The sequence below is a fragment of the Jannaschia sp. GRR-S6-38 genome (assembly GCF_029853695.1).
Taxonomy (GTDB): domain Bacteria; phylum Pseudomonadota; class Alphaproteobacteria; order Rhodobacterales; family Rhodobacteraceae; genus Jannaschia; species Jannaschia ovalis.
In genome coordinates, this window is sequence record NZ_CP122537.1 from 2,427,035 (window position 1) to 2,453,095 (window position 26,061).

General features: G+C 69.3%; 25 protein-coding genes. 12 read left to right on the forward strand and 13 right to left on the reverse strand.

The features are described from left to right. Nucleotides 1-9: 9 nt before the first annotated feature. From accC to P8627_RS12500, 10 genes are all read right to left on the reverse strand, one after another. Complete coding sequence (gene accC, locus P8627_RS12455; protein WP_279964454.1) at nt 10-1,356, reverse strand: acetyl-CoA carboxylase biotin carboxylase subunit; 1,347 nt, start codon at nt 1,354-1,356, stop codon at nt 10-12. A gap of 13 nt (nt 1,357-1,369) precedes the next feature. Continuing rightward, the gene (gene accB / locus P8627_RS12460) at nt 1,370-1,861 is read right to left on the reverse strand and encodes an acetyl-CoA carboxylase biotin carboxyl carrier protein (RefSeq protein ID WP_279964455.1); all 492 of its coding nucleotides are present in this window, start codon (nt 1,859-1,861) and stop codon (nt 1,370-1,372) included. 111 nt (nt 1,862-1,972) lie between these two features. Next, a complete protein-coding gene (locus P8627_RS12465) occupies nt 1,973-2,389 on the reverse strand; it encodes a hypothetical protein (RefSeq protein ID WP_279964456.1) in 417 nt (138 codons plus the stop codon). A gap of 120 nt (nt 2,390-2,509) precedes the next feature. Further along, on the reverse strand, nt 2,510-2,926 hold the full coding sequence (locus P8627_RS12470) for a hypothetical protein (RefSeq protein WP_279964457.1): 417 nt from the start codon (nt 2,924-2,926) through the stop codon (nt 2,510-2,512). A 128-nt stretch (nt 2,927-3,054) separates the two neighbouring features. Further along, entirely contained in the window at nt 3,055-5,010 is a 1,956-nt protein-coding gene (gene acs / locus P8627_RS12475; RefSeq protein ID WP_279964458.1) for an acetate--CoA ligase, read from the reverse strand. A gap of 76 nt (nt 5,011-5,086) precedes the next feature. Further along, complete coding sequence (locus tag P8627_RS12480) at nt 5,087-5,842, reverse strand: ABC transporter ATP-binding protein (RefSeq protein ID WP_279964459.1); 756 nt, start codon at nt 5,840-5,842, stop codon at nt 5,087-5,089. Nucleotides 5,843-5,855: 13 nt separating this feature from the next. Then, on the reverse strand, nt 5,856-6,617 hold the full coding sequence (locus P8627_RS12485; RefSeq protein WP_279964460.1) for an ABC transporter ATP-binding protein: 762 nt from the start codon (nt 6,615-6,617) through the stop codon (nt 5,856-5,858). A gap of 5 nt (nt 6,618-6,622) precedes the next feature. Further along, nucleotides 6,623-7,906, reverse strand: a complete 1,284-nt coding sequence (locus tag P8627_RS12490; protein ID WP_279964461.1) for a branched-chain amino acid ABC transporter permease — start codon at nt 7,904-7,906, stop codon at nt 6,623-6,625. A gap of 4 nt (nt 7,907-7,910) precedes the next feature. After that, a complete protein-coding gene (locus P8627_RS12495) occupies nt 7,911-8,942 on the reverse strand; it encodes a branched-chain amino acid ABC transporter permease (RefSeq protein ID WP_279964462.1) in 1,032 nt (343 codons plus the stop codon). 79 nt (nt 8,943-9,021) lie between these two features. Further along, nucleotides 9,022-10,398 (reverse strand): substrate-binding protein, encoded by a 1,377-nt coding sequence (locus P8627_RS12500; protein ID WP_279964463.1) that lies wholly within the window; start codon nt 10,396-10,398, stop codon nt 9,022-9,024. A 247-nt stretch (nt 10,399-10,645) separates the two neighbouring features. On the opposite strand from P8627_RS12500, the gene P8627_RS12505 reads away from it, so the two are divergent. From P8627_RS12505 to P8627_RS12545, 9 genes are all read left to right on the forward strand, one after another. After that, complete coding sequence (locus P8627_RS12505) at nt 10,646-11,956, forward strand: short-chain fatty acyl-CoA regulator family protein (RefSeq protein ID WP_279964464.1); 1,311 nt, start codon at nt 10,646-10,648, stop codon at nt 11,954-11,956. Nucleotides 11,957-11,974: 18 nt separating this feature from the next. Next, nucleotides 11,975-12,415 (forward strand): response regulator transcription factor, encoded by a 441-nt coding sequence (locus P8627_RS12510; protein ID WP_279964465.1) that lies wholly within the window; start codon nt 11,975-11,977, stop codon nt 12,413-12,415. Further along, a complete protein-coding gene (locus tag P8627_RS12515; RefSeq protein ID WP_279964466.1) occupies nt 12,412-12,690 on the forward strand; it encodes a hypothetical protein in 279 nt (92 codons plus the stop codon). Before P8627_RS12510 ends, P8627_RS12515 begins: the two co-directional genes overlap by 4 nt. Beyond that, nucleotides 12,687-15,341 carry a sensor histidine kinase gene (locus tag P8627_RS12520; protein WP_279964467.1) on the forward strand — a complete coding sequence of 885 codons (2,655 nt, stop codon included), beginning with the start codon at nt 12,687-12,689 and terminating at the stop codon, nt 15,339-15,341. Before P8627_RS12515 ends, P8627_RS12520 begins: the two co-directional genes overlap by 4 nt. Nucleotides 15,342-15,412: 71 nt before the next feature. Then, nucleotides 15,413-16,717, forward strand: coding sequence for a flagellar motor switch protein FliM (locus P8627_RS12525; protein WP_279964468.1), 1,305 nt, complete (start codon nt 15,413-15,415; stop codon nt 16,715-16,717). A 66-nt stretch (nt 16,718-16,783) separates the two neighbouring features. Next, nucleotides 16,784-17,551 carry an HpcH/HpaI aldolase family protein gene (locus P8627_RS12530; protein WP_279964469.1) on the forward strand — a complete coding sequence of 256 codons (768 nt, stop codon included), beginning with the start codon at nt 16,784-16,786 and terminating at the stop codon, nt 17,549-17,551. A 109-nt stretch (nt 17,552-17,660) separates the two neighbouring features. Further along, nucleotides 17,661-17,792, forward strand: a complete 132-nt coding sequence (locus P8627_RS12535; RefSeq protein ID WP_279964470.1) for an RSP_7527 family protein — start codon at nt 17,661-17,663, stop codon at nt 17,790-17,792. Nucleotides 17,793-17,890: 98 nt separating this feature from the next. Beyond that, nucleotides 17,891-19,084, forward strand: a complete 1,194-nt coding sequence (locus P8627_RS12540) for an RSP_2647 family RNA methyltransferase (RefSeq protein ID WP_279964471.1) — start codon at nt 17,891-17,893, stop codon at nt 19,082-19,084. Beyond that, nucleotides 19,081-19,620 (forward strand): RSP_2648 family PIN domain-containing protein, encoded by a 540-nt coding sequence (locus P8627_RS12545; RefSeq protein WP_279964472.1) that lies wholly within the window; start codon nt 19,081-19,083, stop codon nt 19,618-19,620. The genes P8627_RS12540 and P8627_RS12545 overlap by 4 nt, the downstream gene beginning before the upstream one ends. Before the next feature lie 57 nt (nt 19,621-19,677). On the opposite strand, the gene P8627_RS12550 is transcribed toward P8627_RS12545, so the two are convergent. Continuing rightward, on the reverse strand, nt 19,678-22,137 hold the full coding sequence (locus P8627_RS12550) for a penicillin acylase family protein (protein WP_279964473.1): 2,460 nt from the start codon (nt 22,135-22,137) through the stop codon (nt 19,678-19,680). 74 nt (nt 22,138-22,211) lie between these two features. On the opposite strand from P8627_RS12550, the gene P8627_RS12555 reads away from it, so the two are divergent. Both P8627_RS12555 and P8627_RS12560 read left to right on the forward strand, forming a co-directional pair. Continuing rightward, a complete protein-coding gene (locus tag P8627_RS12555) occupies nt 22,212-23,087 on the forward strand; it encodes an NAD(P)-dependent oxidoreductase (RefSeq protein WP_279964474.1) in 876 nt (291 codons plus the stop codon). A gap of 144 nt (nt 23,088-23,231) precedes the next feature. Further along, nucleotides 23,232-23,606 carry a hypothetical protein gene (locus P8627_RS12560; RefSeq protein ID WP_279964475.1) on the forward strand — a complete coding sequence of 125 codons (375 nt, stop codon included), beginning with the start codon at nt 23,232-23,234 and terminating at the stop codon, nt 23,604-23,606. A gap of 98 nt (nt 23,607-23,704) precedes the next feature. On the opposite strand, the gene P8627_RS12565 is transcribed toward P8627_RS12560, so the two are convergent. Further along, nucleotides 23,705-24,112, reverse strand: a complete 408-nt coding sequence (locus P8627_RS12565; protein WP_279964476.1) for a Swt1 family HEPN domain-containing protein — start codon at nt 24,110-24,112, stop codon at nt 23,705-23,707. 189 nt (nt 24,113-24,301) lie between these two features. Then, nucleotides 24,302-24,937 carry a DUF5343 domain-containing protein gene (locus P8627_RS12570; RefSeq protein ID WP_279964477.1) on the reverse strand — a complete coding sequence of 212 codons (636 nt, stop codon included), beginning with the start codon at nt 24,935-24,937 and terminating at the stop codon, nt 24,302-24,304. A 649-nt stretch (nt 24,938-25,586) separates the two neighbouring features. On the opposite strand from P8627_RS12570, the gene P8627_RS12575 reads away from it, so the two are divergent. Further along, entirely contained in the window at nt 25,587-25,889 is a 303-nt protein-coding gene (locus tag P8627_RS12575; RefSeq protein WP_279964478.1) for a hypothetical protein, read from the forward strand. Nucleotides 25,890-26,061 lie beyond the last annotated feature (172 nt).

Consider the following 26,061-nt stretch of genomic DNA (forward strand, 5'->3'; position numbering starts at 1 on the left):
CCGGGCGGGTCAGCCCAGGTTCCGCTCCAGCCAGGTTTCGAGCCAGTGGATCGTGTAGTCGCCCGCCTGGACATCCGGATCTGCCACGAGATCGCGGAAGAGCGGGATCGTCGTGTCGATGCCGTCGATGATCAGCTCGCCCAGCGAGCGGTTGAGCCGCGCCAGCGCCTCGTCCCGATCGCGGCCATGCACGATCAGCTTCCCGATGAGCGAGTCGTAATAGGGCGGGATGCGATAGCCGTCATAAAGCGCCGAATCCATCCGCACGCCCAGACCGCCCGGCGCGTGATATTGCGTGATCGTCCCGGGGGAGGGCGAGAAGTTGGGCAGCTTCTCGGCGTTCAGGCGTACCTCGATGGCGTGGCCGTTGATCTGCAGATCCTCCTGCCGGAACGACATCTCGTGGCCCGCGGCGACGCGGATCTGCTCGCGCACGAGGTCGACGCCGAAGATCGCCTCGGTCACGGGGTGTTCGACCTGCAGGCGGGTGTTCATCTCGATGAAGAAGAATTCGCCGTTCTCATAGAGGAACTCGATCGTCCCGGCGCCGGAATAGCCGATCCGGGCCACGGCCTCGGCGCAGGTGGCGCCGATCTCGGCGCGCTGCTCGGGGGTGATGGCGGGGCCGGGAGCCTCCTCGAAGACCTTCTGGTGGCGGCGCTGCAGGGAACAATCGCGCTCGCCCAGATGCACGGCGCGGCCCTTGCCGTCGCCGAAGACCTGCACCTCGATATGGCGGGGCGTGCCGAGATATTTCTCGATATAGACCTCGTCATTGCCGAAGGCGGCCTTCGCCTCCGAGCGGGCGGTGCGGAAGGCGGTCTCCAGCTCGGCCTCCGACCGGGCGAGCTTCATGCCGCGCCCGCCGCCGCCGGCCGTGGCCTTGACGATGACCGGATAGCCCGCCTCCGCCCCCACGCGGCGCGCCGCCTCGAGATCGGGCACGCCGCCTTCGGAGCCGGGCACGCAGGGCACGCCCAGCGCCTTCATCGTGTCCTTTGCGGTGATCTTGTCGCCCATGATGCGGATATGCTCGGCCGAGGGGCCGATGAAGGTGATGCCGTGATCTTCCAGCACCTGCACGAAGGCCGCGTTCTCGGACAGGAAGCCGTAGCCGGGATGGATCGCCTCGGCGCCGGTGATTTCGCAGGCCGAGACGATGGCGGGGATCGACAGGTAGGATTGGGTGCTCGACGCCGGGCCGATGCAGATCGACTCGTCGGCCATGCGGACATGCATCGCGTCGGCATCGGCGGTGGAATGAACGGCGACGGTGGCCACGCCCATTTCGCGCGCGGCACGCACGACGCGGAGGGCGATCTCGCCGCGATTGGCGATCAGGATCTTGCGGAACATCGGCCTCGCCCCCTCAGCCGAGGATCACGAGGGGGGCACCGTATTCGACGGGGGCGCCGTCCTCGACCAGGATCCGCTTCACCTTCCCGGATCGCGGGCTGGGGATCTGGTTCATGGTCTTCATCGCCTCGACGATCAGCAGCGTCTGGCCCTCGGAGACCTGGTCGCCGACCTGGACGAAGGGCGCCTGTCCGGGCTCGGAGGCGAGATAGGCGGTGCCCACCATCGGCGAGGTGACCGCGCCGGGATCGAGCGCGGGGTCTTCCTCGGTCGCGGCGGCGGGGGGGGCGGCGGGGGCCGGCGCGCTGGTCTGCGGGGCGTTGACCTGGATCGGCGCGGCTTGCGGCGGGGCGGGCGGGGCCGCCATCTGCCGGGCGACGCGGACGTTCAGCGCATCGTCCTCGCCGTATTCGCGGCTGACCTCCAGCTCGGACAGGTCGTTTTCCCGCAGAAGCTCTGCTAGGGCCTTGATGAAGGCGACGTCGCTGTCGTGGTTTTTGGTCATTGCCGTCCTCGCTGCCTGTTTTCCGGGCTTTACCCGCTTGCGGGCGCGAGGGGAAGCGTCAGCGTCGTGTCGGGGGGACGTGGCGGTTGCCGGAAGGCCCGCGCGACGGTCTCAGGCGGGCAACATCGCGGCGCGCAATTCGGCCACGCTGACCGACAGCATGAAGGTCGCGGCGCCGGGCGGATAGGGCGGGGGGCCCATGATCGCCAACATCGCCTCGCGCGCCTTGGCGGCATCGGAGACGGCCTGGCGCGCGGCGGCGCGCAGCCGGTCCACGCCCCGCGCCTCGGGTGAGTTGCCCGACGGGCGATCGGTGGCATCGGCCGTGCCCGCGCTGCGAGCGGCCCGCGCAGCGGCGCCGTCGCGGCCATCGCGGCCGGATGCGCCGTCCCCGGCGGGCCGGCCTTCGCCGCCGGGCGCGGCGGGCGCCACCGCGACTGGGGCGGCGATCTCGGGCGGCGTGGCCGGGCCGGGCGAGGACGGGACAAGCCCCGCCGGCAGGGCGGGAAGGGCGGAATAGACAGTCATGGCGTCACCTATCTCTGGCAATCCTCCGGGAGCGCATGCTCCGGGGATAATGCCAGATCGGCGCCGCGATTCGGCCATATTTCGCGAGGCTTGGTTAATCGCCCCGCCCGAGGCGCGGCCTCAGAGCGTGGTGTCGAGCTGCGCCGCCTCGGGCTCGCCGGCGTCGCGCAGGATCTCCAGCGCGGTCTCGGCCTGCCGGGTTCGGGCGTCGGCCACCTCCACCGCGTCGATGCGGATCGCGTCGAGAATGTCCTCGCGCGTCTCGACCGCGATCCGCCGGGCGAGGTCGAGGGTCAGCGCGTCCTGCGCCTCGCTCCCGGCCGCCGCGGGCTCCGGCGTGACGGGGACGGTTCTCCCGGGGGTATCGGCGGCGGGCGTAGCCGTCACGCCTTCTTCGACGGTCGGCCCGGGGGTCGGTTCGGACGGGCTCTCCGCCTCCGGTCGGGACTCAGACGCTCCGGTATCCTCCTGCGGATCGGCATCCTCGGACTCGGGGTTCGGGGCGGGAAAGGCGGTCGTGGTGATCGGGGCCAGCATGGCGGTCTCCTCGGCTGCAGGCCCCCACCCGCGGCCGGGACCTAGCCGCCAGGGACCGCCCGGGCCACAAGATCCGCCCCGGAAGGTAAACGGCGCGCGCCCTTCGGAGGGGCGCACGCCGGTCGCGTTCAGCGGTTCATGCGGTTCGCGATCAGGTCGTCGACCACCGCCGGATCGGCCAGGGTCGAGGTGTCGCCCAGCGCGCCGTAATCGTTCTCGGCGATCTTGCGCAGGATGCGGCGCATGATCTTGCCCGAACGCGTCTTCGGCAGGCCCGGCGCCCACTGGATGCAGTCGGGCTTGGCGATCGGCCCGATCTCCTTGCGGACCCAGGTCTCCAGCTCCTTGCGCAGCTCCTCGGACGGCTCGTCGCCGCCCATCAGCGTCACGTAGGCATAGATGCCCTGGCCCTTCACCTCGTGCGGGTAACCCACGACCGCCGCCTCGGCGACCTTGGGATGCGCGACCAGCGCGCTTTCGACTTCCGCCGTCCCCATCCGGTGGCCCGAGACGTTGATCACGTCGTCGACGCGGCCCGTGATCCAGTAATAGCCGTCCTTGTCGCGGCGGCAGCCGTCGCCGGAGAAGTAGTAGTTCTTGTAGTCCGAGAAATAGGTCTTCTCGAACCGCTCGTGATCGCCCCAGACGGTCCGCATCTGCGCGGGCCAGCTGTCCTTGATGCAGAGCACGCCCTCGGCCTCGACCGTGGTGATCTCCTCGCCCGTGGTGGGCTCCAGCACGACCGGCTGGACGCCGAAGAACGGCAGCGTGGCCGAGCCGGGCTTCGTCGGGATGGCGCCGGGCAGCGGCGTGAGAAGGTGGCCGCCGGTCTCGGTCTGCCACCAAGTGTCGACGATGGGGCAGCGGCCGCCACCGACCACGTCGTTATACCAGTTCCAGGCCTCGGGGTTGATGGGCTCGCCCACCGTGCCGAGGATGCGCAGGCTCGACAGGTCGTGCTTCTCGACCCACTGCTTGCCCTGGCCCATCAGCGCGCGGATGGCGGTGGGGGCGGTGTAGAACTGCGCGACCTTGTGGCGGTCGCAGACGTCCCAGAAGCGGCCGGCATCCGGATAGGTCGGCACGCCTTCGAACATCAGGGTCGTCGCGCCGTTCGCCAGCGGCCCGTAGACGATGTAGCTGTGCCCGGTGACCCAGCCCACGTCGGCGGTGCACCAGAACACCTCGCCGTCCTTGTAGTCGAAGACGTATTGGTGGGTCATCGCCGTGAAGACGAGATAGCCGCCCGTCGTGTGCACCACGCCCTTGGGCTGCCCGGTCGAGCCGGAGGTGTAGAGGATGAAGAGCGGATCCTCCGCGCCCATTTCCTCGGGCGCGCAATCGTTGGACGCCTCGGCTTCCAGCTCGTGCAGCCAGAAATCGCGGCCGTCCTGCATCGTGATGTCGCCGCCGGTGCGCTTGACGACCAGCATCTTCGGCCCCGCCGCGATCTTCGCGAAGGCGGTGTCGGCATTGGCCTTCAGCGGCGTGTTGCGGCCGCCGCGCGGCGCCTCGTCGGCGGTGATCACGACCTTGGCGTCACAGCCCGTCACCCGCGCGGCCAGCGCGTCGGGCGAGAAGCCCGCGAAGACGATCGAGTGGATCGCCCCGATCCGCGCGCAGGCCAGCATCGCGTAGGCCGCTTGCGGGATCATCGGCATGTAGATCACGACGCGGTCGCCTTTGCCCACGCCCATGCCCTTCAGGACGTTGCCCATCTTGCAGACATGCGCGTGCAGCTGGCGGTAGGAGATGTGCTGCGCATCGGCCTCCGGGTCGTCGGGCTCCCAGATGATGGCGGTCTGGTCGCCGCGCGTCGCGAGATGGCGGTCGATGCAGTTGGCGGCGACGTTCAGGGTCCCGTCCTCGAACCACTTGATCGAGATGTTGCCCGGCGCGAAGGAGGTGTTCTTAACCTTCGTGAAGGGCTTGATCCAGTCGACGCGCTTGCCGTGCTCCGCCCAGAACCCCTCGGGGTCCTCGACGCTGGCCTTGTACATCGCGTCGTATTTCGCCCGGTCCGCCCAGGCCTTGCCGGCCATTTCGGGGGATGGGGGATAGATCTTGTCGTGGTCGTCCAGCATGGGAATCTCCTCCTTCGCTCCCGTCCCGGAGCGCGGGCGCGGGGGCGCGGTCGCCCCCGCGATTTCGGGTTTCGGGTCAGATGGCGAGGTACTCGGCGCGCAGGGCGGCATCGCCCAGAACCTCGGCCGCGGTGCCGTCGAAGACGACGCCGCCGGTGTCGAGGATGACCGCGCGGTCGGAAAGCTCCAGCGCGCGGACCGCGTTCTGCTCGACCAGGATCGTGGTCATGCCCAGCTTCTTGATCTCGACCAGCGTGCGCTCGATCTCGTCGACGATGACCGGGGCGAGACCCTCGTATGGCTCGTCCAGAAGCAGCAGCTTCACGTCGCGCGCCAGCGAGCGCGCGATGGCCAGCATCTGCTGCTCGCCGCCCGAAAGCGTCACGCCCTCCTGCTTGCGCCGTTCGCCCAGCCGGGGGAACAGCTCGTATAGACGCTCCAGCGACCAGCCGACGGGCGGCGCGATCTGCGCCAGCTTGAGGTTCTCCTCGACCGTCAGGCCGGGGATGATCCGCCGGTCCTCGGGCACCAGGCCCAGGCCCGACTGGCTGGCCTCATGCGCGCTCATCTTGTGGAGCGGCTGGTGGTCGAGCCAGATCTCGCCGCGCTTGAGCTCGGGGTTGCCCAGCCGCGCGCAGGTCCGCAGCGTCGAGGTCTTGCCCGCGCCGTTGCGGCCCAGAAGCGCGAGGATCTCGCCCTCGTGCACGTTGAAGCTGACGCCTTGGACGATGTAGCTCTCGCCGTAATAGGCGTGGATGTCGTGGACCGAGAAATAGGCCGGCGCGGTGGCCGCCTTGTTTCCCTCGCGGGAAAAGTCGGGTTTGACGTTCATGTTCGGTCCTCCCTCAGTGGCCGGAGGACTCGCCCAGATACGCTTCGCGCACCTTGGGGTGTCCCTTGATGTTCTCGGGCGTGTCCTCGACCAGGGGCGTGCCTTGGGCCAGCACCGTGATCCGTTCCGCCAGGCTGAACACGACGTGCATGTCGTGCTCGATGATGGCGATGGTGATCGGGCGCGACGCCTTGATCTGCTTGAGCAGGTCGATGGTGTTATTGGTGTCGGCCCGCGCCATGCCCGCGGTCGGCTCGTCGAGCAGCAGAAGCCGCGGCTCCTGCGCCAGGCACATCCCGATCTCGAGACGCCGCTTGTCGCCGCGCGACATCGAGGCCGCGTGCATGTGGCGCTTGTCGGCCATGTTCATGTCCTCGAGCATATGCTCGGCCCGCTCGACGATCTCGCGGTCGCGCATCAGCGAGGTGTAGGCGTGCAGCGCGAAGGCGCCGTCGCGCCGGGCCAGACACGGGATCATCATGTTCTCCATGACCGTGAGGTCGCCGAAGATCTCGGGCGTCTGGAACACCCGGGAGATACCCATTTGGTTGATCTCGTGCGGCTTGCGCCCCAGCACGGACTGCCCCTCGAAGCTGACCGATCCGGTGTCCGGGATCAGCTTGCCCACCAGGCAGTTCAGCAGCGTGGACTTGCCCGCGCCGTTGGGCCCGATGATCGCGTGGACGGTCTGTTCGGCCACGCTGAGATTGACGTCCGAGAGGGCCTGGAGACCGCCGAAGCGCTTGCCCACGTTCTTGACTTCGAGAATGCCCATGACGCTCACTCCCCCGCCTGGCGTTGCTCTGCCGCGTCGCTCTCGACGCTCGCGCTCTTGCGGTCACGGCGGAACACCGTGGCCAGCTTCTGGCCGCCCTGGACCAGGCCGCCGGGCAGGAAGATGACGACGGCCATGAACAGCAGGCCCAGCGTCAAGTGCCAGCCCTTGCCCACGAAGGGGTAGATTACGGCGACAACGAAATCCTGCAGCCCGTCGGGCATGAAGCTGAACCAGCCCTCGAGCGTGGCCTTGTTGATCTTCGAGACGATGTTCTCGAAGTACTTGATGAAGCCCGCGCCCAGAACCGGGCCGATCAGCGTGCCCGCGCCGCCGAGGATGGTCATCAGCACCACCTCGCCCGAGGCCGTCCAGAACATCCGCTCCGCGCCGACCTGCGTGTCCATCGCCACTAGCAGCCCGCCGGCAAGACCGGCATACATGCCCGAGATGACGAAGGCCGCCAGCGTGTAGGGCTTGGGGCTGATCCCGGTGTAGTTCAGGCGGTTCTGGTTCGACTTGACCGCGCGCAGCATCATCCCGAAGGGCGAGCGGAACAGCCGGATCGACAGGTAGAAGGCCAGCAGCATCACGATGCCCGCGATGTAGTAGCCCGCGTTGAAGGTGAAGAGCCACGACCCGATCGACAGCTCGTAGCTGGCCTGCATGTCCAGCCCGAAGAGACTGGCGCGCGGGGTGACGCCCGGGGCCAGGTCGCCGTCGAGGATGCGCGGGTCGAAATACTTCAGCTGCAGCCCGGTCTCACCGCCGGTAATCGGCGTCAGCACCGAATAGGCGAGCGCGTAAGACATCATCGCGAAGGCCAGCGTCAGGATCGAGAAGTAGATCCCCGAGCGCCGCAGCGAGATGAAGCCCACCAGGAGGCTGAAGAGGCCCGCGACCACCACCGAGGCGACGATGGCCGGGATGACGTTCAGCGTCAGCAGCTTCATCATCCAGATGCCCGCGTAGCTGCCCACGCCCAGGAAGGCCGCGTGGCCGAAGGACAGGTAGCCGGTCAGGCCGAACAGGATGTTGAAGCCGATTGCGAAGATTCCGAAGATCACGAAGCGCTGCATCAGGTCGGGATAGCCCGCGTTGAACTGCGCCAGCGCGCTGCCTTCCGGGAAGGGGTTGAGGATGAAGGGCGCCAGCAGCGTCAGGACGGCCACGAGGATGAGCAGCGTGAAGTCCTTGCGGCCGAGGCCCAGCGCCCCGCCCGCCGTCTCGCGGCGCGTCTGGGGGGCGGGGATGTTGCCCGCGGGGGCCTGTTGGGTCTGATCGGTCATTGGATTAGTCCTCCATCACGCCCTTGCGGCCCATCAGGCCACGGGGACGGGTCAGCAGCACGATGATGGCCACGAGGTAGATGATGATCTGGTTGATGCCCGGCAGCACGTCGAGCACCTCGGTCATGGACGCGAAGGCCTCGATGATGCCCAGCAGGAAGCCCGCCAGAACCGCGCCCGGAAGGCTGCCCATGCCGCCCACGACGACCACGACGAAGCTGAGGACGAGGAAGTCCATGCCCATGTGGTAGTTTGGCGAGTTGATCGGCGTGTACATCACGCCCGCCAATCCCGCGACCGCGGCGGCGATGCCGAACATGATCGTGAAGCGCTTGTCGATGTCGATGCCCAGCAGCGTCACCGTCTCGCGATCGGCCATGCCCGCGCGGACGACCATCCCGAAGGTGGTGAACTGCAGGAAGGCGAAGACGCCCGCGATGATGACGGCAGCGAACAGGAAGTAGATCAGGCGCCAGTAGGGATAGACGATGCCGCCCGGATCGAAGCCCAGCAGCACGCCGAAGTCGAACGAGCCGACGAAGGCGTCGGGGGCGGGCGTCGGGATCGGGTTCGCGCCGTAGAAATACTTGATGATCTCCTGCAGCACGATCGCCAGGCCGAAGGTCACCAGGATCTGGTCGGCATGGGGGCGCTTGTAGAAGTGGCGGATCAGACCGCGCTCCATCGCGACGCCGATGCCGATCATGACCGGGATGGCGAAGAGGATCGACAGCGGCACGGCCCAGTCGATGATGGCCGAGCCCGCGGTCTCGCCGAAGATGTCGAAGATGTAGGGAACCTCGCGCGTGAGCGGGTTCCCCAGGAAGTCGGTCTGCCCCTCGACCGCGACGGTGTGGGACACCTGCAGCAGGTTCGAGAAGGTGACGGCGCAGAACGCGCCCAGCATGAACAGCGCGCCGTGGGCGAAATTGACCACCCCCAGCGTGCCGAAGATCAGGGTCAGGCCGAGGGCAATCAGCGCGTAGGCACTGCCCTTGTCCAGCCCGTTCAGGACTTGAAGGATGATGGCTTCCATGGCGGCGGCCCCCGGTGCGTTCTATCGGTCGTTGCAGGGAAAGCCGCCGCGCCCGGCCCGGGCGCGGCGGCGAGGGGCGTCAGGCGCCCGGGTTGCAGTCGCCCAGCGAACCGCCGGCGAATTGCGGATGATCGGGCGCGTAGGTGACCTGATCGGCCGGCGTGACCTCGACGATCTCCACCAGGTCGAACTCGTTCTCCGGGTTCTCCTTGCCGCGCACCACGACCACGTCCTTGAAGCACTGGTGATCGTCGGCCCGGTAGAGGGTCGGACCGTTGCCCAGGCCGTCGAACTCGTAGCCCTCCAGGGCTTCGACCACCGCGCAGGGGTTGAACGAGCCCGCGCGGGTGACCGCGTCGGCATAGAGCAGCGTCTGCACGTAGCAGGTATGCGCGGCCTGGCTCGGCGGGAAGCCGTACTTGGTGCCGAAGCTCTGCACGAAGGCGTTGGTGCCCGAGTAGCGGTCGCCCAGCTGGTTCTCGAGTTTCCAGTCCCAGTTCTGCGAGCCCAGGATGCCGGCGATGTTCTCGCCCGCGCCGCGCGCCATCAGCTCCGAGTAGAGCGGCACGACGATCTCGAACTGCTTGCCGTTCACTTCGCGGGCGCGCAGGCCGAACTGCACGGCGTTGGTCAGCGAGTTGACCATGTTGCCGCCGTAGTGGTTCAGAACGAGGATGTCGGCATCCGACTGCAGGACCGGCGCGATGTAGGACGAGAAGTCCGTCTGCGTCAGCGGGGTCAGAACGGTGTTCACCGTCTCCCAGCCCAGCGCTTCCGTGGATTCACGGACCGCCTGCTCGGTGGTGTAGCCCCAGTTGTAGTCGGCCGTCAGGTGATAGGCCTTGCGGTCGTTGCCGTATTGCGCGGCCAGGATCGGCGCGAGCGCGGCGCCCGACATGTAGGAGTTGAAGAAGTGGCGGAAGCCGTTGGCCTTCTTGTCCTTGCCGGTCGTGTCGTTGGCATGGGTCAGGCCGGCCATGAAGATGACGCCGGCTTCCTGGCAGAGCGCCTGCACGGCCACGGCCACGCCCGAGGACGAGCCGCCGGAGACCATGATCGCGCCGTCTTTCTCGATCATCGAGCGGGCCGAGGCGCGCGCGGCGTCGGATTTCGTCTGGGTGTCGCCGGACACGTACTCGACGCGCTTGCCCATGATGCCGGTGCCGTCCAGCACCTTCGAGGAGAAGGTCTGCAGCATGCCGCCGTCGCCCTCGCCGTTGAGGTGCTCGACCGCCAGCTGGAAGGCGCGCAGCTCATCGGCGCCCTCGTCGGCATAGGGACCGGACTGGGGCACGTTGAAGCCCAGGGTCACGCTGTCGCCCTGCGGCGCGTTGGTGAAGCCGGTATGCGCATCGGCCCAGGCCGCGCCGGTGAAGATCGTCGGCAGTGCGAGGCCGGCGCCGGTGGCGGCACCGGTCTTCATCACGCCGCGACGGGTGAAGTTCGATTTGGTCATGGAGACCCTCCCTATTGAAAAAGTCCCGCACACATCTCCCAAGGCATGCGGGGCGATCCGGTCGCTTTGACCGATCCTCGCCAGTATCGGGGATAGAGTGAAAATCGCGCAACAAGCCTTCCGGGACGCGACGTTTTTTTGTAAACGAAATGACAGGATGGCCCGCCGATCTGTAAAATCGTTTTCGCGCACGCGCGGCAAAACCGGCTTCGCGGCCGCAGCAAGCCCCGTGGAGTCAGGCGCTTAGATGGGGCGCGCGCCCAGCCGCCCCGCGCCCACGGGCAGCCGCTTGCGCGACCGCAGGCTCGCCGCCGGCATCAAGCAGGTCGACCTCGCCGCGGCGGCGGGGATCTCGCCCTCCTATCTCAACCTCATCGAGCATAACCGCCGCGCCATCGGCGGCGGCCTTCTGGGCAAGCTTGCCGACGCGCTTGGCGTCGACCGCGCGGCGCTGTCCGAGGACGGGGACGCCCCGCTGGTCGGCGCGCTGCGCGAGGCGGGCGCGGCGCACGGCCTCGAGGCCGAGGCGCTGGACGAGGCCGCCGAGCTGGCGCGCCGCCATCCCCGCTGGGCCGGTCTTCTGGCGCACCAGGCCGAGGCGCTGGCGGGGCAGGCCCGGATGATCGAGGCTCTCTCGGACCGGTTGACCCACGATCCGGCCCTGGCCGAGGCGCTGCACGAGCTGCTCTCGACCGTCTCGTCGATCCGCTCCACCGCCTCCATCCTCGCGCAGACACCCGAGATCGACCGCAACTGGCTGGGCCGCTTCCACGTCAATCTCGACAGCGAGAGCCGCCGCCTGGCCCAGGGCGCCGAGGCCGTGGTCAGCTATTTCGACCGCGAGGCCGGGCGCGGCGCGGCCCGGCTCCTGCCGGCCGAGATCGTGTCGCGCTTCCTCGACGCGCATGGCCATCGCTTCGATGCGCTGGAACGGGAGGGCGCCGCCGCCATTCCCGGGCTCGTCGCCGAGCTGGACGACCCCGAGGCGCGGGCCATCGCCGAGGCGATCCTCGCCGCCGATGCCGCCGACGCCGCCCGCCTGCCGCGCGCCCGGGTCGAGGCGGCGGCCGATCCCTCCGACCTGATCCCGGGCGCGGAGGGCGATCTCGCGCTGATCCTGCGGCGCATGGGCCTGACCGATCCGGGGCGCGGCCTCGTGGTCATCGACGCCTCGGGCGCGCTGGTGCGGCGCAAGCCGGTGGCGGGTTTTCCGCTCCCCGTGATGGGGGCGGGCTGCCCGCTCTGGCCGGTCTATGCCGCGCTCGCCCAGCCGGGCCGCCCGCTGGTCGAGACGATCGAGACCCCCGACGGCGCGGGCTGGCGCGCGCATGCCGTGGCCCAGCCGCTCGCGCCCGCGTCCTTCGGGGCGGCGCCCGTGATGCGCGCCACGATGCTGCTGACCCGCGCGGGCGCCAGTGCGGCCGCCCGGCCGGTCGGTCCCGGCTGCCGGACCTGCCCGCGCGCCGGCTGCGCGGCACGGCGCGAGCCCTCGATCCTCCGCCTGTCGGAGACGGGTCTGGACAGCGCGACCGGCGGCGGCGACACTGCCGCGACGTGACCGGAGGGGAGGCCGGCCATGACCGATAACAGCACCGCCACATCGCCGGACCCCGCCGCGCCCGCTCCGCCGGGCCGCGTCCTCTTGGTCGAGGACGAGCCCAACATCGCCACCGCCATCGCCTTCATCCTGCAGCGTGACGGCTGGCGCGTGTCGACCCATTCGGACGGGGTCACGGCGCTCGACGCCGTGGCGCGCGCGCCCTGGGACGTCGTGGTGCTGGACGTGATGCTGCCCGGCAAGTCCGGCTTCGACATCCTTGCCGGCATTCGCGAGGGCACGCGCGCGGAGATCGATCCCGGGCTGCCGGTCCTGATGCTGACGGCCAAGGGTCAGGCCAAGGATCGCGAGCGGGCCGAGGCGCTGGGCGTGACGCGGTTCATGACCAAGCCCTTCTCGAACCAGGACCTGTTGGCGGCGGTGCGCGAATTGGCGATCTCCGCCCAAGCCGCGACGTGAGCCCGCCGGAGCGCGCGCCGCGCGACGTGCCGCGCGCGCAGCGCCGGGCGCGCCGCCGCGCCCGGGCCGCCGATGCCGCGCGCCTTCTGCCCTTCTTCGGCGTGGCGCTGCTGCTTTTGCCCGATCTCGCACTCTCGGGCGGGCCGGCGGCCGAAGGGGCGACGGCGCCCTGGCTGCTCTATCTCTTTGGCGCCTGGGCCTGCCTGATTGGTCTCAGCTTCTGGATCGGGCGGCTCCTGATCGCCAGCGCCCCGCCCCCGGACGACGCGCCGTGACGCTGACACTGAACCTGCTGATCGCGGTCTCGGCGGGCTACGCGGCCTTCCTCTTCCTTGTGGCCTTCTTCGCCGAACGGCTCTCGGCGCGCGACCGGCTGCCCTTCCTGCGCGGGCCCGTGGTCTACACCCTGTCGCTGTCGGTCTATTGCACCGCCTGGACCTTCTACGGCGCGGTGGGCTACGCCGCGCGCTCGGGGCTGGAATTCGTGACGATCTATCTGGGGCCGACGCTGGTCTTCATCGGCTGGTGGTGGGTGCTGCGCAAGCTGGTGCGGATCGGCCGGGCGGAGCGGATCACCTCGATTGCCGACATCCTCTCCTCGCGCTACGGCAAGTCGAACCCGCTCGCGGTGCTGGTGACGCTGCTCGCCGTGATCGGCACGACCCCGTATATCGCGCTCCAGCTGCAATCCGTGACGCTCAGCTTCGGGGTCTTCGCGCGCCCCGGCACCGAGGCCACCGAGCTGACGGGGCTGGCCTTCTGGGTCGCCGCCGGGCTCGCCGTCTTCACCATCCTCTTCGGCACCCGCAAGCTCGATATCGGCGAGCGTCACGACGGCATCGTCTCGGCCATCGCCGTCGAGGCCGTGGTCAAGCTGGCCGCGCTGCTGGCGGTGGGCGTCTTCGTCGTCTGGACGCTCAATGGCGGGCCGGGGGCGATCGGCCCGGCCATCGCCGCCTCGCCGCTGAGCGACTGGACCGCCCCGCCGGGGCGCTGGGCCGCTCTGATCTTCGTCTCGGGCGCGGCCGTGATCTGCCTGCCCCGCATGTTCCAGGTGCTGGTGGTCGAGAATTCCGACGAACGCCATCTCGTCACCGCCTCCTGGGCCTTCCCGGCCTATCTGCTCGCGATCTCGATCTTCGTCGTACCCATCGCGGTCACCGGCCTCGCCCGGATGCCCGAGGGGTCGAACCCGGATCTCTTTGTCCTGACCCTGCCGCTGGCCGAAGGGCGCGACGGGCTCGCGCTCTTCGCCTTCCTGGGCGGCTTTTCCTCGGCTACCTCGATGGTCATCGTGGCCTCGGTCGCGCTGGCGACGATGCTGTCGAACCACGTCGTGATGCCCGCCTGGCTCGCGCTGCAGGGGCAGGGGCGGGCGACGATCTCGGGCGATGTGCGCGATGTCGTGCTGCGCGCGCGGCGGGTGTCGATCCTGGCCGTGCTGGCGATGGGCTACGCCTATTTCCGCGTCACCGGCGGGACGGCGGCGCTGGCCTCGATCGGCCTGATCAGCTTCGTGGGCGTGGCGCAGATCCTGCCCGCCCTGATCTTCGGCCTGTTCTGGACCGGGGCGACGCGCTGGGGCGCGCTGGCGGGCGTGGCCACCGGGTTTGCCGTCTGGGCCTGGGTGATGCTGCTGCCGGTCCTGCTGGGCCCGCTTGACGCGCCGCTCGGCATCTGGTGGCTCGCGCCCGAGGCGATGCTGTCGCTGATGGGCGACCCGCTGGTCGCCGCGCTCGTGCTCTCGCTGGGCCTCAACGTCTTCGCCTTCTGCGGCGTGTCGCTGGCGACCACGCCCACCGCGCTCGAGCAGCTCCAGGCGCCGCGCTTCGTGCAGGTCTTCGACCGGACGGTCGCCCCCCGGACCCGCCGCGGCGGCACCGCGGGGGCCGAGGAGCTGCTGATCATGACGCAGCGCATCCTTGGCGCGGCCGAGGCGCAGGCGCTCTTCGCCGGCGAGGCGGCGCGGCAGGGCCGGCCGGGCGAACTGCCCGAGGCCACGCCCGAGCTTCTGGACCGGCTGGAACGGCGGCTCTCCGGCTCGGTCGGCGCGGCGACCGCGCATGCGATGGTGACCGGGATCACCGGCGACGCCGCCATGTCGGTCGAGGACCTGATGGCCGTGGCCGACGAGACCGCGCAGATCATGGAATATTCCAGCCGCCTCGAGGCCCAGTCGGCCGAGCTGTCGCGCACCATGCGCGAGCTGCGCGAGGCCAATGACAAGCTGACGGCGCTGGGCGTGCAGAAGGACGCCTTCCTGAGCCAGGTCAGCCACGAGCTGCGCACGCCGATGACCTCGATCCGCGCCTTCTCCGAGATCCTGCGCGACCCGGGCCTGGGCGAGGACGAGCGCGAACGCTACGCGGGCATCATCCTCGAGGAGAGCCAGCGGCTAACCCGGCTGCTCGACGACCTTCTCGACCTCTCGGTTCTGGAAAGCGGGCAGGTCCAGCTCAGCCCCAGCCGGACCTCGCTGCGCACGGTGCTCGACCGCGCGGTCACCGCCGCGGGCACTGGCGCGCTCGAGATCCAGCGCGACCCGGAGGCCGAGGCCTTCGAGATCGAGACCGATCCCGACCGCCTGGCGCAGGTCTTCATCAACATCATCACCAACGCGGCGAAATATTGCGATGCCGATGCGCCCGCCCTGCGGATCGGGGCGCGCGCCGTGCGCGGCGCGGTCGAGGTGGATTTCGTCGACAACGGCGCGGGCATCGGCGCCCGCGACCGGGCCGTCATCTTCGAGAAATTCGCCCGGCTCAGCGACCAGGCCGCGGCGGGCAGCGCGGGGCTGGGGCTCGCCATCTGCCGCGAGGTAATGACCCGGCTGGGCGGCGCGATCGACTACCTGCCCGGACAGGACGGCGCGGCCTTCCGCGTACGGCTGCCGCGGGCCGAGGCGCCCCGCCGCGCCGCCGAATGACCCCGCGCGGCGAGAGGGATTGTTAACCCTTTGCCGCGAGGAAGGGTGGGTCTGAGTCTGCCCGAGAACCCATGTCGCCCGAGACCGCCCTTCCGATCCTGCGCCGCATGGCGGGCGCCCGCCCCCCGGCCGGGACCTCGCCCGCGGGCGACGCGCCGGATCTGGTCCGCGCGCTGTCCACGGCGATGCTGCGTGTGGGCGACACGATGACCGGGCTGGGGCTGTCGGTGCGAGACCGGGAGGCGCAACGCCTGGAAGGCGCCGCCGTGCTGGAAGGGTTCGACCCGAATGCGCTGGGCCTGCTCGTCGATCCGCCGGGCCATGACAGCGCGTCGCTGGCCGCGCTGGATGCCGAGGTTCTGGCCGCTTCGACCGGCGCGCTGGTCTTCGCTCCCGCACTGGTCGACGCGCTGATCGAGGTGCAGACGATCGGCCGGGTCGACGGGCCGGGCCGCGCGCCCCGGCGGCCCACGCGGATCGACGCCGCGCTGGCGCAGCCCTTCGCGCGCGCCCTGCTCGACCAGGTCGCGCGCCTCGCGCCCGCGGGCGGCACCACGCCCGTCCCGGGCCGCCTGCGCGCCGGCAGCTTCGTGGCCGGCCCCGACCCGCTGGCCACCCTGTTGGCGGCACCCCGGATGCTGCGCATCGACCTCGCTCTGTCGCTGGGCGACGGCATGCGCGAGGCGACGCTCGCGCTGATCCTGCCACTGGGCGGCCCGGCGCCGGAAGGCGGGGCGGAGCCCAAGGCGGGCGGCGCGCCCGCCGATTGGCAGGGCGCGCGCGACGAGGTCATGCCGGGCGCCCCCGTCCGGCTGCAGGCGGTGCTGCCGCCGCTGCGGCTTCCGGTGCAACGGCTCCTTGCGCTGGAGGAGGGGCAGGTGCTGCCGCTCGACCCCGCTGCGCTGTCGCAGGTGATCCTGCATGGCGGCGCCTCGGGCGTGACCCTGCCCGGGCGGACGCGCCTGCCGCGCGACGCGGTGCTGTCCGGGCGGCTGGGCCAGTTGAACGGGCGCCGCGCCGTCAAGCTGAGCGCGCTTCCCGGCCAGCCGCGCCTCGCCGGCAGCGGCGCGGCCGAGCCTGCGGCAGATGACGACGGCTTCGGCGCGGTCCCCGCGATGGCCGCCCCAGCCACCGACCGCACAGCCCGCGCGACACCCGAGCCGACGCCGCCGATGCCAGCCTTACCCGATGCGGGCCCTGGCGGCGGCCCGGCGCCCTTGGCCGCGCCCGGGGCGCTGCCGGACCTGCCCGAGCTGCCGGACCTGCCCGACCTTCCGTCCCTGCCCGACCTTCCGTCCCTGGCCGACCTGCCCGCCACGGCCGATCTGCCGGAGGCCCCTGCGACCGCCGACCTTCCGGAGCCGCCCTCCGGCTGAATGCCGGGCTTGCCTGCGCCGCGCCCCTCTGAAACCAAGATCGCATCACCGCAGGGGGGATGCGACATGACCGAGGCCACGGGACTGCTCAGCCGGATGCGCGCGGGCAACGCGCTGGCGGGGACCTTCATGAAGACCCCCAGCCACGTGACGATGGAGATCCTGATGATGTCGGGGCTCGACTTCGTCTGCATCGACGCCGAACACGCGCCCTTCGACCGCGCCGCGATCGACCCCTGCCTCGCCGTCGCGCGGGCCCGCGATTTCCCCGTCCTCGTTCGCATCCCCGACGGCACGCCCGCGCGCATCCTCGACGTGATGGACATGGGCGCGACCGGCATCGTCGTGCCCCATGTCGACAGCGTCGAGAAGGCGCAGGCCATCGCCCGCGCCGCGCGGTTCGGCCATGGCGGCCGCGGCTATGCGGGCTCGACCCGCTGGGCGGGCTACACCGCCCACCCGATGGGCGAGGTGCTGGACCGCTCGCCCGCCGAAACCGTCGTGCTGGCCCAGATCGAGGAGCCGGAAGGCGTCGAGGCCTGCGAGGCCATCGCCGCGGTCCCGGGCATCGACGGGCTGTTCATCGGGCCCGCCGATCTCAGCGTGGGATACGGCCACCGCAGCCTCGACAATGACGACCTGCGCGCCGCGATGGACCGCGTGGGCGCGGCCTGCCGTGCCGCGGGCAAGGCCTACGCCACCTGGGTGCCGGATGCCGAGACGGCCCGGGCCTGGGCGCCGCGGGGCTTCCGGATCTTCGTTGTGGCCTCCGAACATGGCTGGATGCTGCAGGGCGCGCGCGCCGTGGCCGAGGGCATCGCCGCGCTCGAGTGACGCGCCCAGCGTCCCGCCGGGCGCAACGGGGCCTTGCGGCGGCTGCATTGGTCATCCGCTGCATCGCGGCATAGCTCCTGTGGTGACCGAAACGAACCGGAGAGAACCGATGAACGAGTTCCGCCACATCGAGATCGAACGCCAGGCCCGCGCGCTGCGCGCCGCCTATATCCGCAACGCTGCCGCCGCGCTGGTGGCTCGGTTCCGTCGCCGTCCCGCGCGCCGCGCCGCCCCCGTCTGAGCCCCAAGCAGGATCCCGCCCGGGACGACCTGCCCGGCGAAGGCCCCCGCGACCCGGGGGCCTTTCGCTTGTCCGCCCCCGCGACTAGAGGCGGGGTCATGACCGACACACGCCCCGTCCTCCGCCTCAAGCCCAAGGCCGATGCCCGCCGCATCCGCCATGGCCATCCTTGGGTCTTCGCCGACGACATCGTCGCCGACCGCCGCAGCCGCGCCATTCCGCCCGGCACGATTGCCGTGCTGGAGGATGCCGAGCGCAACCCCCTGGCCGCGGTCGCCGCCACGATGGAAAGCCGCATCGCCGCCCGCGTGCTGGACCGCGACCCAGGCGCCACGATCGACGGCGCCTGGATCGCGGCGCGGCTCGGCCGCGCGCTCGCGCATCGCAAGCGGCTCTATCCCGCGCCCTTCTACCGCCTCGTCCATGCCGAGGCTGACGGGCTGCCCGGCGTCGTCATCGACCGCTTCGGGGAGGCCTGTGTGATCCAGCCCAACGCCGCCTGGGCCGACGCGCGGAGCGAGGCCTTCGCCGACGCGCTGACCGAGCTCGGGCTGGCGCATGTCCTGCTCAACGCGACCGGCCGGGCGCGTGGGGCCGAGGGGCTCGACGGCGAGACGCGCTGGCTGCGCGGCGGGCTGGACGCGTCGGTGGCCGTCGAGATGAACGGCGCGATCTATTTCGCCGACCTGACGGGCGGGCAGAAGACCGGCCTCTTCTACGACCAGCGGCCGAACCACGCCTTCGTGGCCGGGCTGGCGCGCGATGCCACGGTGCTCGATGTCTTCGCCCATGTGGGCGGTTTCGGGCTCGCGGCGCTGGCCGGCGGGGCGGCCCGCGCGCTGGCCGTCGACGGCTCGGCCCCTGCGCTGGAACTGGCCGCGAAGGGCGCCGCGGCGATGGGCCGGTCGGAGGAATTCGAAACCCGGCGCGGCGACGCCTTCGACACGATGGCCGCGCTGGGCGCGGAGGGCGCGCGCTTCGGCGTGGTCGTGGCCGACCCGCCCGCCTTCGCGCCGGCCAAGCCCGCCCTGACCGCCGGGCTGCGCGCCTATGAGCGGGTGGCCCGGCTGGCCGCGCCGCTGGTCGAGGCGGGCGGCTACCTGACGCTGTGTTCCTGCAGCCACGCCGCCGAGCTGTCGAAGTTCCGTGCCGCCTCGATCCGCGGCATCGGGCGCGCCGGGCGCGAGGCGCAACTGATCCACACGGGCTTCGCCGGGCCGGACCACCCGGTCCATCCGCAGCTGGCCGAGAGCGGCTATCTCAAGGCGCTGACCTTCCGGATGCTCGATTGAAGGCCTTTCTCGACGCCTGCGTGCTCTATCCCACGGTGCTTCGGGAGGTGCTGATGGGCGTGGCGCGGGCGGGGCTCTACCGCCCGCTCTGGTCGCCCCGCGTGCTGGAGGAATGGGCGCGGGCGGCGGCGAAGCTGCCGGGCGGCGAGGCCGTGGCCCGCGGCGAGATCGCGGCCTTGCGCGCCGCCTGGCCGGGGGCGGAGGTGCAGCCCGGCGGGGCGACGGAGGCCCGCCTCTGGCTGCCCGATCCGAACGACGTGCACGTGCTGGCCGCGGCATCGGATGCCGGCGCGGACCGGCTGGTCACCCTGAACCTGCGCGATTTCCCGCGCCGCGAGGTCGCGGGCGAGGGCCTGGCCGCCATCGCGCCGGATGCCTTCCTGATGGAGCTGTGGCTCGACGCGCCCGAGACGGTCGGCGGCGTGGCCGAGGCCGTGCGCGCCGAGGCGGAGCGGCTGTCGGGCGAGCGCCACGAGATCCGGGCGCTGATGAAGCGCGCCAAGCTGCCGCGGCTCGGGAAGGCGCTGGCGGGCTAGGGCCGATCCGCTCCCGGTTGCACTTCGGACGACGCAGGAGCGCCGATGCGCCCGCCTTCAGCCTTCCGGCACCAGCCGCGTGATGCCCACGGCCCCCGCGCGGGCCAGCTCGGGGTCGAGCGTCATCGGAATGTACTCGCCACGCCGCCAGAGCTCGCCCAGATCGTCGTAATGGCGCGACAGCGGATGGCCCGATTGTCCCGTCGAGGTGATGAAGACGCTGCTTTCGGGATCGGCGAAATCGTAGACGCCGCGATAGGTGGCGGCGTGAACACTGGCAAAGGGGTCGGGCAGCTCGCCCGAGGTTCGCCCGCGCTGCAGCGTGTTGTCGCCGCCCGAGGTGCTTTGCCGGATGTTGACCACCGCGCCGACGAAGGGGATGTCGCCCAGCACCGGATGGTCGTGGCGCGCCTCGTGGGCATCGCCCCAGCGCCAGCCTTCGAGACGCGCGCCGTAGCGCTCCTCCAGCGATTGCAGCGCATCGTCCAGCGCCTGCCGCGCCAGGTCCGTGCAGCTTTCCTGCGCGGTGGACTGTATCACGTCGCACCAGGCGCCAGCCCCGTCGATGTCGCGATAGACCCGCTCGATGAAGAGCGGCTCGACATGGTCGTATTGATCCGCCAGCGGACCCAGGTCGTCGCGGATCAGCCGCTCCTGCAGGGCGCGCATCCAGGCGGCGTAGATCAGCGGCTCGGGCAGGTGCTCGGACATCTCGCCGTTCCAGGCGGCCAGCAGGTCCAGCGCGATCTGGCGCCGGCGTTCGGGCGTGCCGGCGGGCGCGGCCTCGCCGGTAAACCACAGGTCGCGGCCGACCAGCGGCAGCAGCGCCCGCGCGGTGACCGACACGGTGTCGAGCTGCGCCTCGATCAGGCTCTCGCGGGTGTGGACCTCGCGCTGGGAGAGCAGCCGGGTCATGCGCTGCACGCGCTGGCTGTCGCCCCAGTAATGGCTGACGTGATCGGGGAAGGGGCGGTCGACCAGCTTGTTGTTGGTGTTGCCCAACATCCCGCCCTCGGGGTCGATCCAGACGGGATTGGCGTCGAAAGGCTTCAGCCCTGTCCAGCGGTTTGCCGCGATCCAGCCCGGTGCGGGAATGCGGCCCTGCGACTGGTGCGCGGCGTCGCGGTCGGGCTGGCGGCCCATTACCTGCATGGCGATCCGGCGACCGTCGGTCACGGTCAGGTTCTGCGCCGGCGCCACGTAATGCGCCGCGGCGGCCAGCGCCGCGTCCAGTGTGCCGGCGCGCATCAGTTCGAGCCATGTGCGCAGCGACGTGTCCTCGGCCGAGAGCGCCGTCCAGGCGAGCGCGGCGACATGCCCGCGGGGCGTCACCGTGCCGAGGTCGAACTGGCTTCCGGTCAGGACCGGGCCGTTGACCGTGCGGCGCAGCGTCAGCGTCACCGGCGCCTCGTCCTTGATGGTGACGATGGAGCGTTCGGTCTCGAATGTGGCCCAGCCGTCGGGCGTGCGGTAGCGCGTGGAATCCTCGGGATCGAGCTGTTCGATCAGAACGTCCTGGTCGTCGAGATAGGTCGAGGTCAGCCCCCAACCCAGCCGCGCGCTGCGGCCGGCCATAACGACGGGCATGCCCGGGATCGTGCCGCCGATCACGCCGCCGGTCTCCAGCTCCAGCCGGGCGAGATACCAGACCGTCGGCGCCGCGAGCCCCATATGCGGGTCGTTGGCCAGCAGCGCCCCGCCCGCCGCCGCGCGGTCGGGGGCGATGGCGAAGGCGTTGGAGGCGCCGGCGAGGTGGCGCGGCGGAACCGGCCAGAGATCCGGGCGCGGCGTCGCGGTGGCGTGCCGGACCGCGAGCCCGGGGAAGAGATCGCGCATCCCCGCGAGCTTGACCGTGCCGGGACCCGGGATGTCGGGATGCAGGTCGGGCAGGCGGTCGTCGGGCAGCACCAGCGACGCGCGGGCGCGCAGCACCTCTTCGGCGACATGGCCGGAGAGCTGCAGCGCCATCAGCTTGGCCACCGCGATCGAGTCGGCGGGCTGCCAGGGCGCGATCGACGGCGAGAACAGGAAGAATTCCGGCGCACCCCGGCCCGAGGCGTCGCGGTTGATGACCTCGATCCGCGCGTTCACGCCCGCGGCATAGGCCTCGAGCATGGCCAGCGTCTCCGGGTCCTGCACGGCCACGCTGGCCGATGCCGCGCGGTAGAGGCCGAGACGGCGCAGCAATTCGTCGGTGCGCAGCGTGCGGCGGCCGAACAGCTCCGACAGGCGCCCCTGCGCGGTGCGCCGCAGCATCGTCATCTGCCAGAGCCGGTCCTGCGCATGGGCATAGCCCAGCCCGAAGAACACGTCGGCATCGGAGCTTCCGAAGATATGGGGAACGTTGTGGGTGTTGCGGACGATCTCGACCGGGGCGGCCGCGCCGCGCACCGTCTCGGTCCGGTCGTAATCGGGCAGGCTGCGCGAGGCGAGCCACAGCGCCGCGACGACCGCCAGCCCCGCCAGCACCAGCGCCCCCGCGACGACGCGGAAGCTCCATCGGAACAGCCGCTCCATTTGCCCATCCTGTTGACCCGGTTCCCGGCGGGCGGTCTAACCCCCGGGAGCGGCACATGCAAAGGGAGGTGGTGATGGCGAAGCTGGCATTTCTGGGGATGGGCGTGATGGGTGCCCCGATGGCGGGACATCTGGCGAAGGCGGGCCACGACGTGACCGTCTTCAACCGCACCGCCGCCAAGGCCGAGGCCTGGGCAGCGCAGCATGGCGGCGGCCACGCGCCGACCCCGCGCGCGGCGGCCGAGGGCTGCGAGATCGTGGCGGCCTGCGTGGGCAATGACGACGACCTGCGTTCGGTCTGCCTGGGCGAGGACGGGGCCTTCGCGGGGATGGCGGCGGGGTCGGTGTTCCTGGACCACACGACCGTCAGCGCGGGCGTGACCCGCGAGCTGGCCGAGGCCGCGAAAGCCAAGGAAATCAGCTATGTGGACGCGCCGGTCTCAGGCGGTCAGGCGGGGGCGGAGAACGGGCAGCTGGTGATCATGTGCGGGGGAAAGGCCGAGGATTATCAGCGGGTTGAGCCGGTGATGGCGGCCTATGCCAAGCAGGCGCGGCGGATGGGCGAGGTGGGCGCGGGGCAGCTCACGAAGATGGTGAACCAGATCTGCATCGCGGGGCTGTTGCAGGGGCTGAGCGAAGGGCTTCTGTTCGCGCAGAAGGCGGGGCTGGACGGCGAGGCGGTGGTCGACGTGATCCAGGGCGGCGCGGCCGGGAGCTGGCAAATGGTCAACAGAAACAAGACGATGCTGGCCGGGGAGTACGAGCACGGCTTCGCGGTGGACTGGATGCGCAAGGACCTGGCGATCTGCCTGGCGGAGGCCGAGACGGTGGGCGCGCCCTTGCCCGGAACGGCGCTGGTGGACCAGTTCTACAAGGACGTGCAGGCCATGGGCGGGGGGCGCTGGGACACGTCGAGCCTGATGGCGCGGCTGCAGAAGCTGGCGGATTAAGGGGCCCCCGCAAGGCGGCCGAATTCGTGGGTGATCCACGGGTGATCTGCGGGTGATTTCCGTCGGACGTGATTTGACGCAAGCCCCCGTTAACCGTTCGGGCCGAGGCTGCCCCCTTCACCTGGTTGACGAAGGGGCAGACGCATGACCGCGAAGCTGAAGAGCCGCGCATTGTCGGAACTGGTCGGACTGATGGAGCGCTTCCAGTTCGACATGGCGTATACGCTCACCCGCGAGAGCTACGTGCCGTCGGAATGGGAGGACGTCTGGAAGGGGCGGACGGGGAAGCGCCGGAAGGTGAGCCTCTATGTCGACGAGGACGTCTACCGGCTGTTCAAGTCGATGGGCCCGGGCATGGGCCCGCGCATGAACATCGTGCTCGGCGCCTTCGTCCGCGCCCGGGTGGCGGGGCTGCTGGCGGGCGAGGACCTGGTCGAGGAATACCGCCGGAAATTCAAGGGCCGGGCGAAGCCCGAGGTCCGGGAGGTGGTGGACCGGTTGTGGGATCCGGGGGAGTGAGGGGTCTTGCTATGAATACGATTCCACAAACTCTTGAGCCGCGATTTTGCCCGACCCGAAAGTTCGTGATGCTTGCATAGACCCACGCGTTTCTTTCGCTAAGCCTGCTGCCGGAACCAATCTCTTAAAGACAAGTGAAGGCGGGTTTCTTCGTCTTCTGAGAGGGCCGTACAATGAGCAATTGACGCTCTCAGAGTGTTGAGGTTTGCGATGATTCTTTCGACGGCTCTCTTATCAATAAATATTGCCTGAAAGTGCTCCCAATTAACTTTTATAATCTCTCCGAGTTCGCCGAAGTTTGTGTAGTCGAGCATCCTATCCGAGCGAAGAGTTACGCCAGTCCCTTCCTCCTTCGTGCGATTGTTTGTTGCGTTTTCTCGGACCCTGTCCGGAACAATGCCAGCAGTGTCCCACCATCCCTCTCCTGCGGAGTCCGAAAGCACGTCATGAATGAGATCTCGCATTGCGTTCTCTAGACTGTAAAACAGCACGTAGTTCTGAGCCATTCGTTCAGCTTCAGCCCGTATTCGGCCAGAGAATTGAGGGTAGTAAATTGTATCTGAATCTAGGCTGTCTTTTTCCTGTGAATCCCTGTGGGATGGGCCCAGATCCATACCCAGTTTTCGCTGCGTGGTACGGATGGACGACTCAATCGAAAGATTATTAAGGCAGAAGTATCGTGCTCGATGGTCCATTTATTTGATGAGCTTCTTGTCTATTGCCTCAAAAATAGCATTGTAAACATCGACGTTCGTCGTTTCAGGAAGGTTGATATTGATGTTGTAGCCAAGACTGAGAGTTCGGTCACTGCGGTAGTGATTTTCCTGCCTCTCTCCTTCATAGACGCGCTCTATCTGCTTTGAGCCGTCGTCTTCAAGTGGCTTGGATCCTTCTTCGTCTTCGGATTCAAAGTCCGCGTAATCAAGAAGATTCATGAACGAGCTCACGATGCACTCGGAAGCAGAATTGCCCTTTTCAGCTCCAGTTATCGAATAGACAAGGTCCTTGAGGTTCTTTCGGTCCAGGTCATAAGCATATTCATTTCGCTCGAATATCTCAGAGAAGCCTGTTTGCATCGCCTCCGCCATGGCCTTGCCTCGTTCGCTTTCCATTCGGAATCGCGTGTAAATCTCAGTTGTTGATCCGTCATCTCTTAGAAAGCCGAGTCTTTTCAGAAATGGTATGATTGGTCTGGCGTTTCCGCCCTTGAAGCCTAATTTAGTTCCGAGAAAGTCCAGAGTGAAGCGATCAGGTACCCTGGCTTCTACGATTTTATCAAGTACCTTTGGAATTGTCCCCGGAGTTGGCAGGTACGGTAGCTTGGAGCCCATAGGTTCTCGCATCCTGTTCTAAAGAAAACGCCAAAATTGGCCTGTTATGATCCGATACAATGAATTGCCTTTCGAAACAAGAACATGGATGACTGAACGCGAGTTCTTTCTTGGGGAGCATGGATCTCTATCAACGCCTCTCCAAGATTTTTCGAGTCGATCCGATCCGATGCCGGCCCGATGCGCGCCGAAGGCGCCGGGCCAGCGCCGGCCCGTTCCGGCGGGGCGGCGTTCTGCCATCCTGCACGAAGCGGGGCGCGGGGCGGTGTTCTTCGCCATAAAGCGCGAATGCGGCGGGGGCCGGGCGCCTCCCCACGGGCCGGCGTTGGCCCGGCTTGGCGACGCGATGACAGGCGGCGGGAGATCCTCGGGTCAAGCCCGAGGATGACGGGCACGGGGGGATGCGGCGCGGAGGGCGCGGGGTGAGACGAAAAAGGGCGGCCCTGGGGCCGCCCTTCCCGTCTCGGAGGAACCCAACCCTCAGTTCAGCGCCTCGTCCGTGATGTCGGAGGTCCAGGCGCCCTCGGGGCTGCTGGGTGATGACCGGGGCGACGCGCCGCCGCGGTCCTGGCCGATCGTGCGGCCCGGGCTGCCGAGGCGCGCTGGAAACAGGCCAGCAAATTCGTTCGCGAAATCGAGGACCGTGCCGATGCGACAGATCCTGTTGACCCGGCCCTCGATGCCCTTCTTGGCCGCCTGCGCGAGAGAGGGGCCTCAGGTGGTGACGCGGACGAAACTGCTGGTTCCGCCGGTCCCCGCTGAATCGCGCCGTCCTGTGCCGCGCTCCGAACTCGAAGCGGAGAATATGGCCGACATCGCTCGGATCCTCTTGGCGCTCGACGCGTCGCTCGACCAGGCCAAGGGCCGTATTGCCGCAACCGACTGTGTACTTCGCACCGCGGAAGCGAGGGCCGGTCAGGACGTTGTGCTCTGCGAGCCGGTCCCGGGCTGAACTGCGCGTTTCAACAGGGCCATTAACAGCTCGTTAACCATTTGAACGTAGCTCTCGAGAATGGGAGAGCGCCGATGGAGTCGAACGACCTGAAAGTGCGTGTCGAGGCCCTCGAGGCTGCGCTGGCAGACTATGCCATGCGTTTCGGCAGGAGCGACCGGGCTCGTCGGCT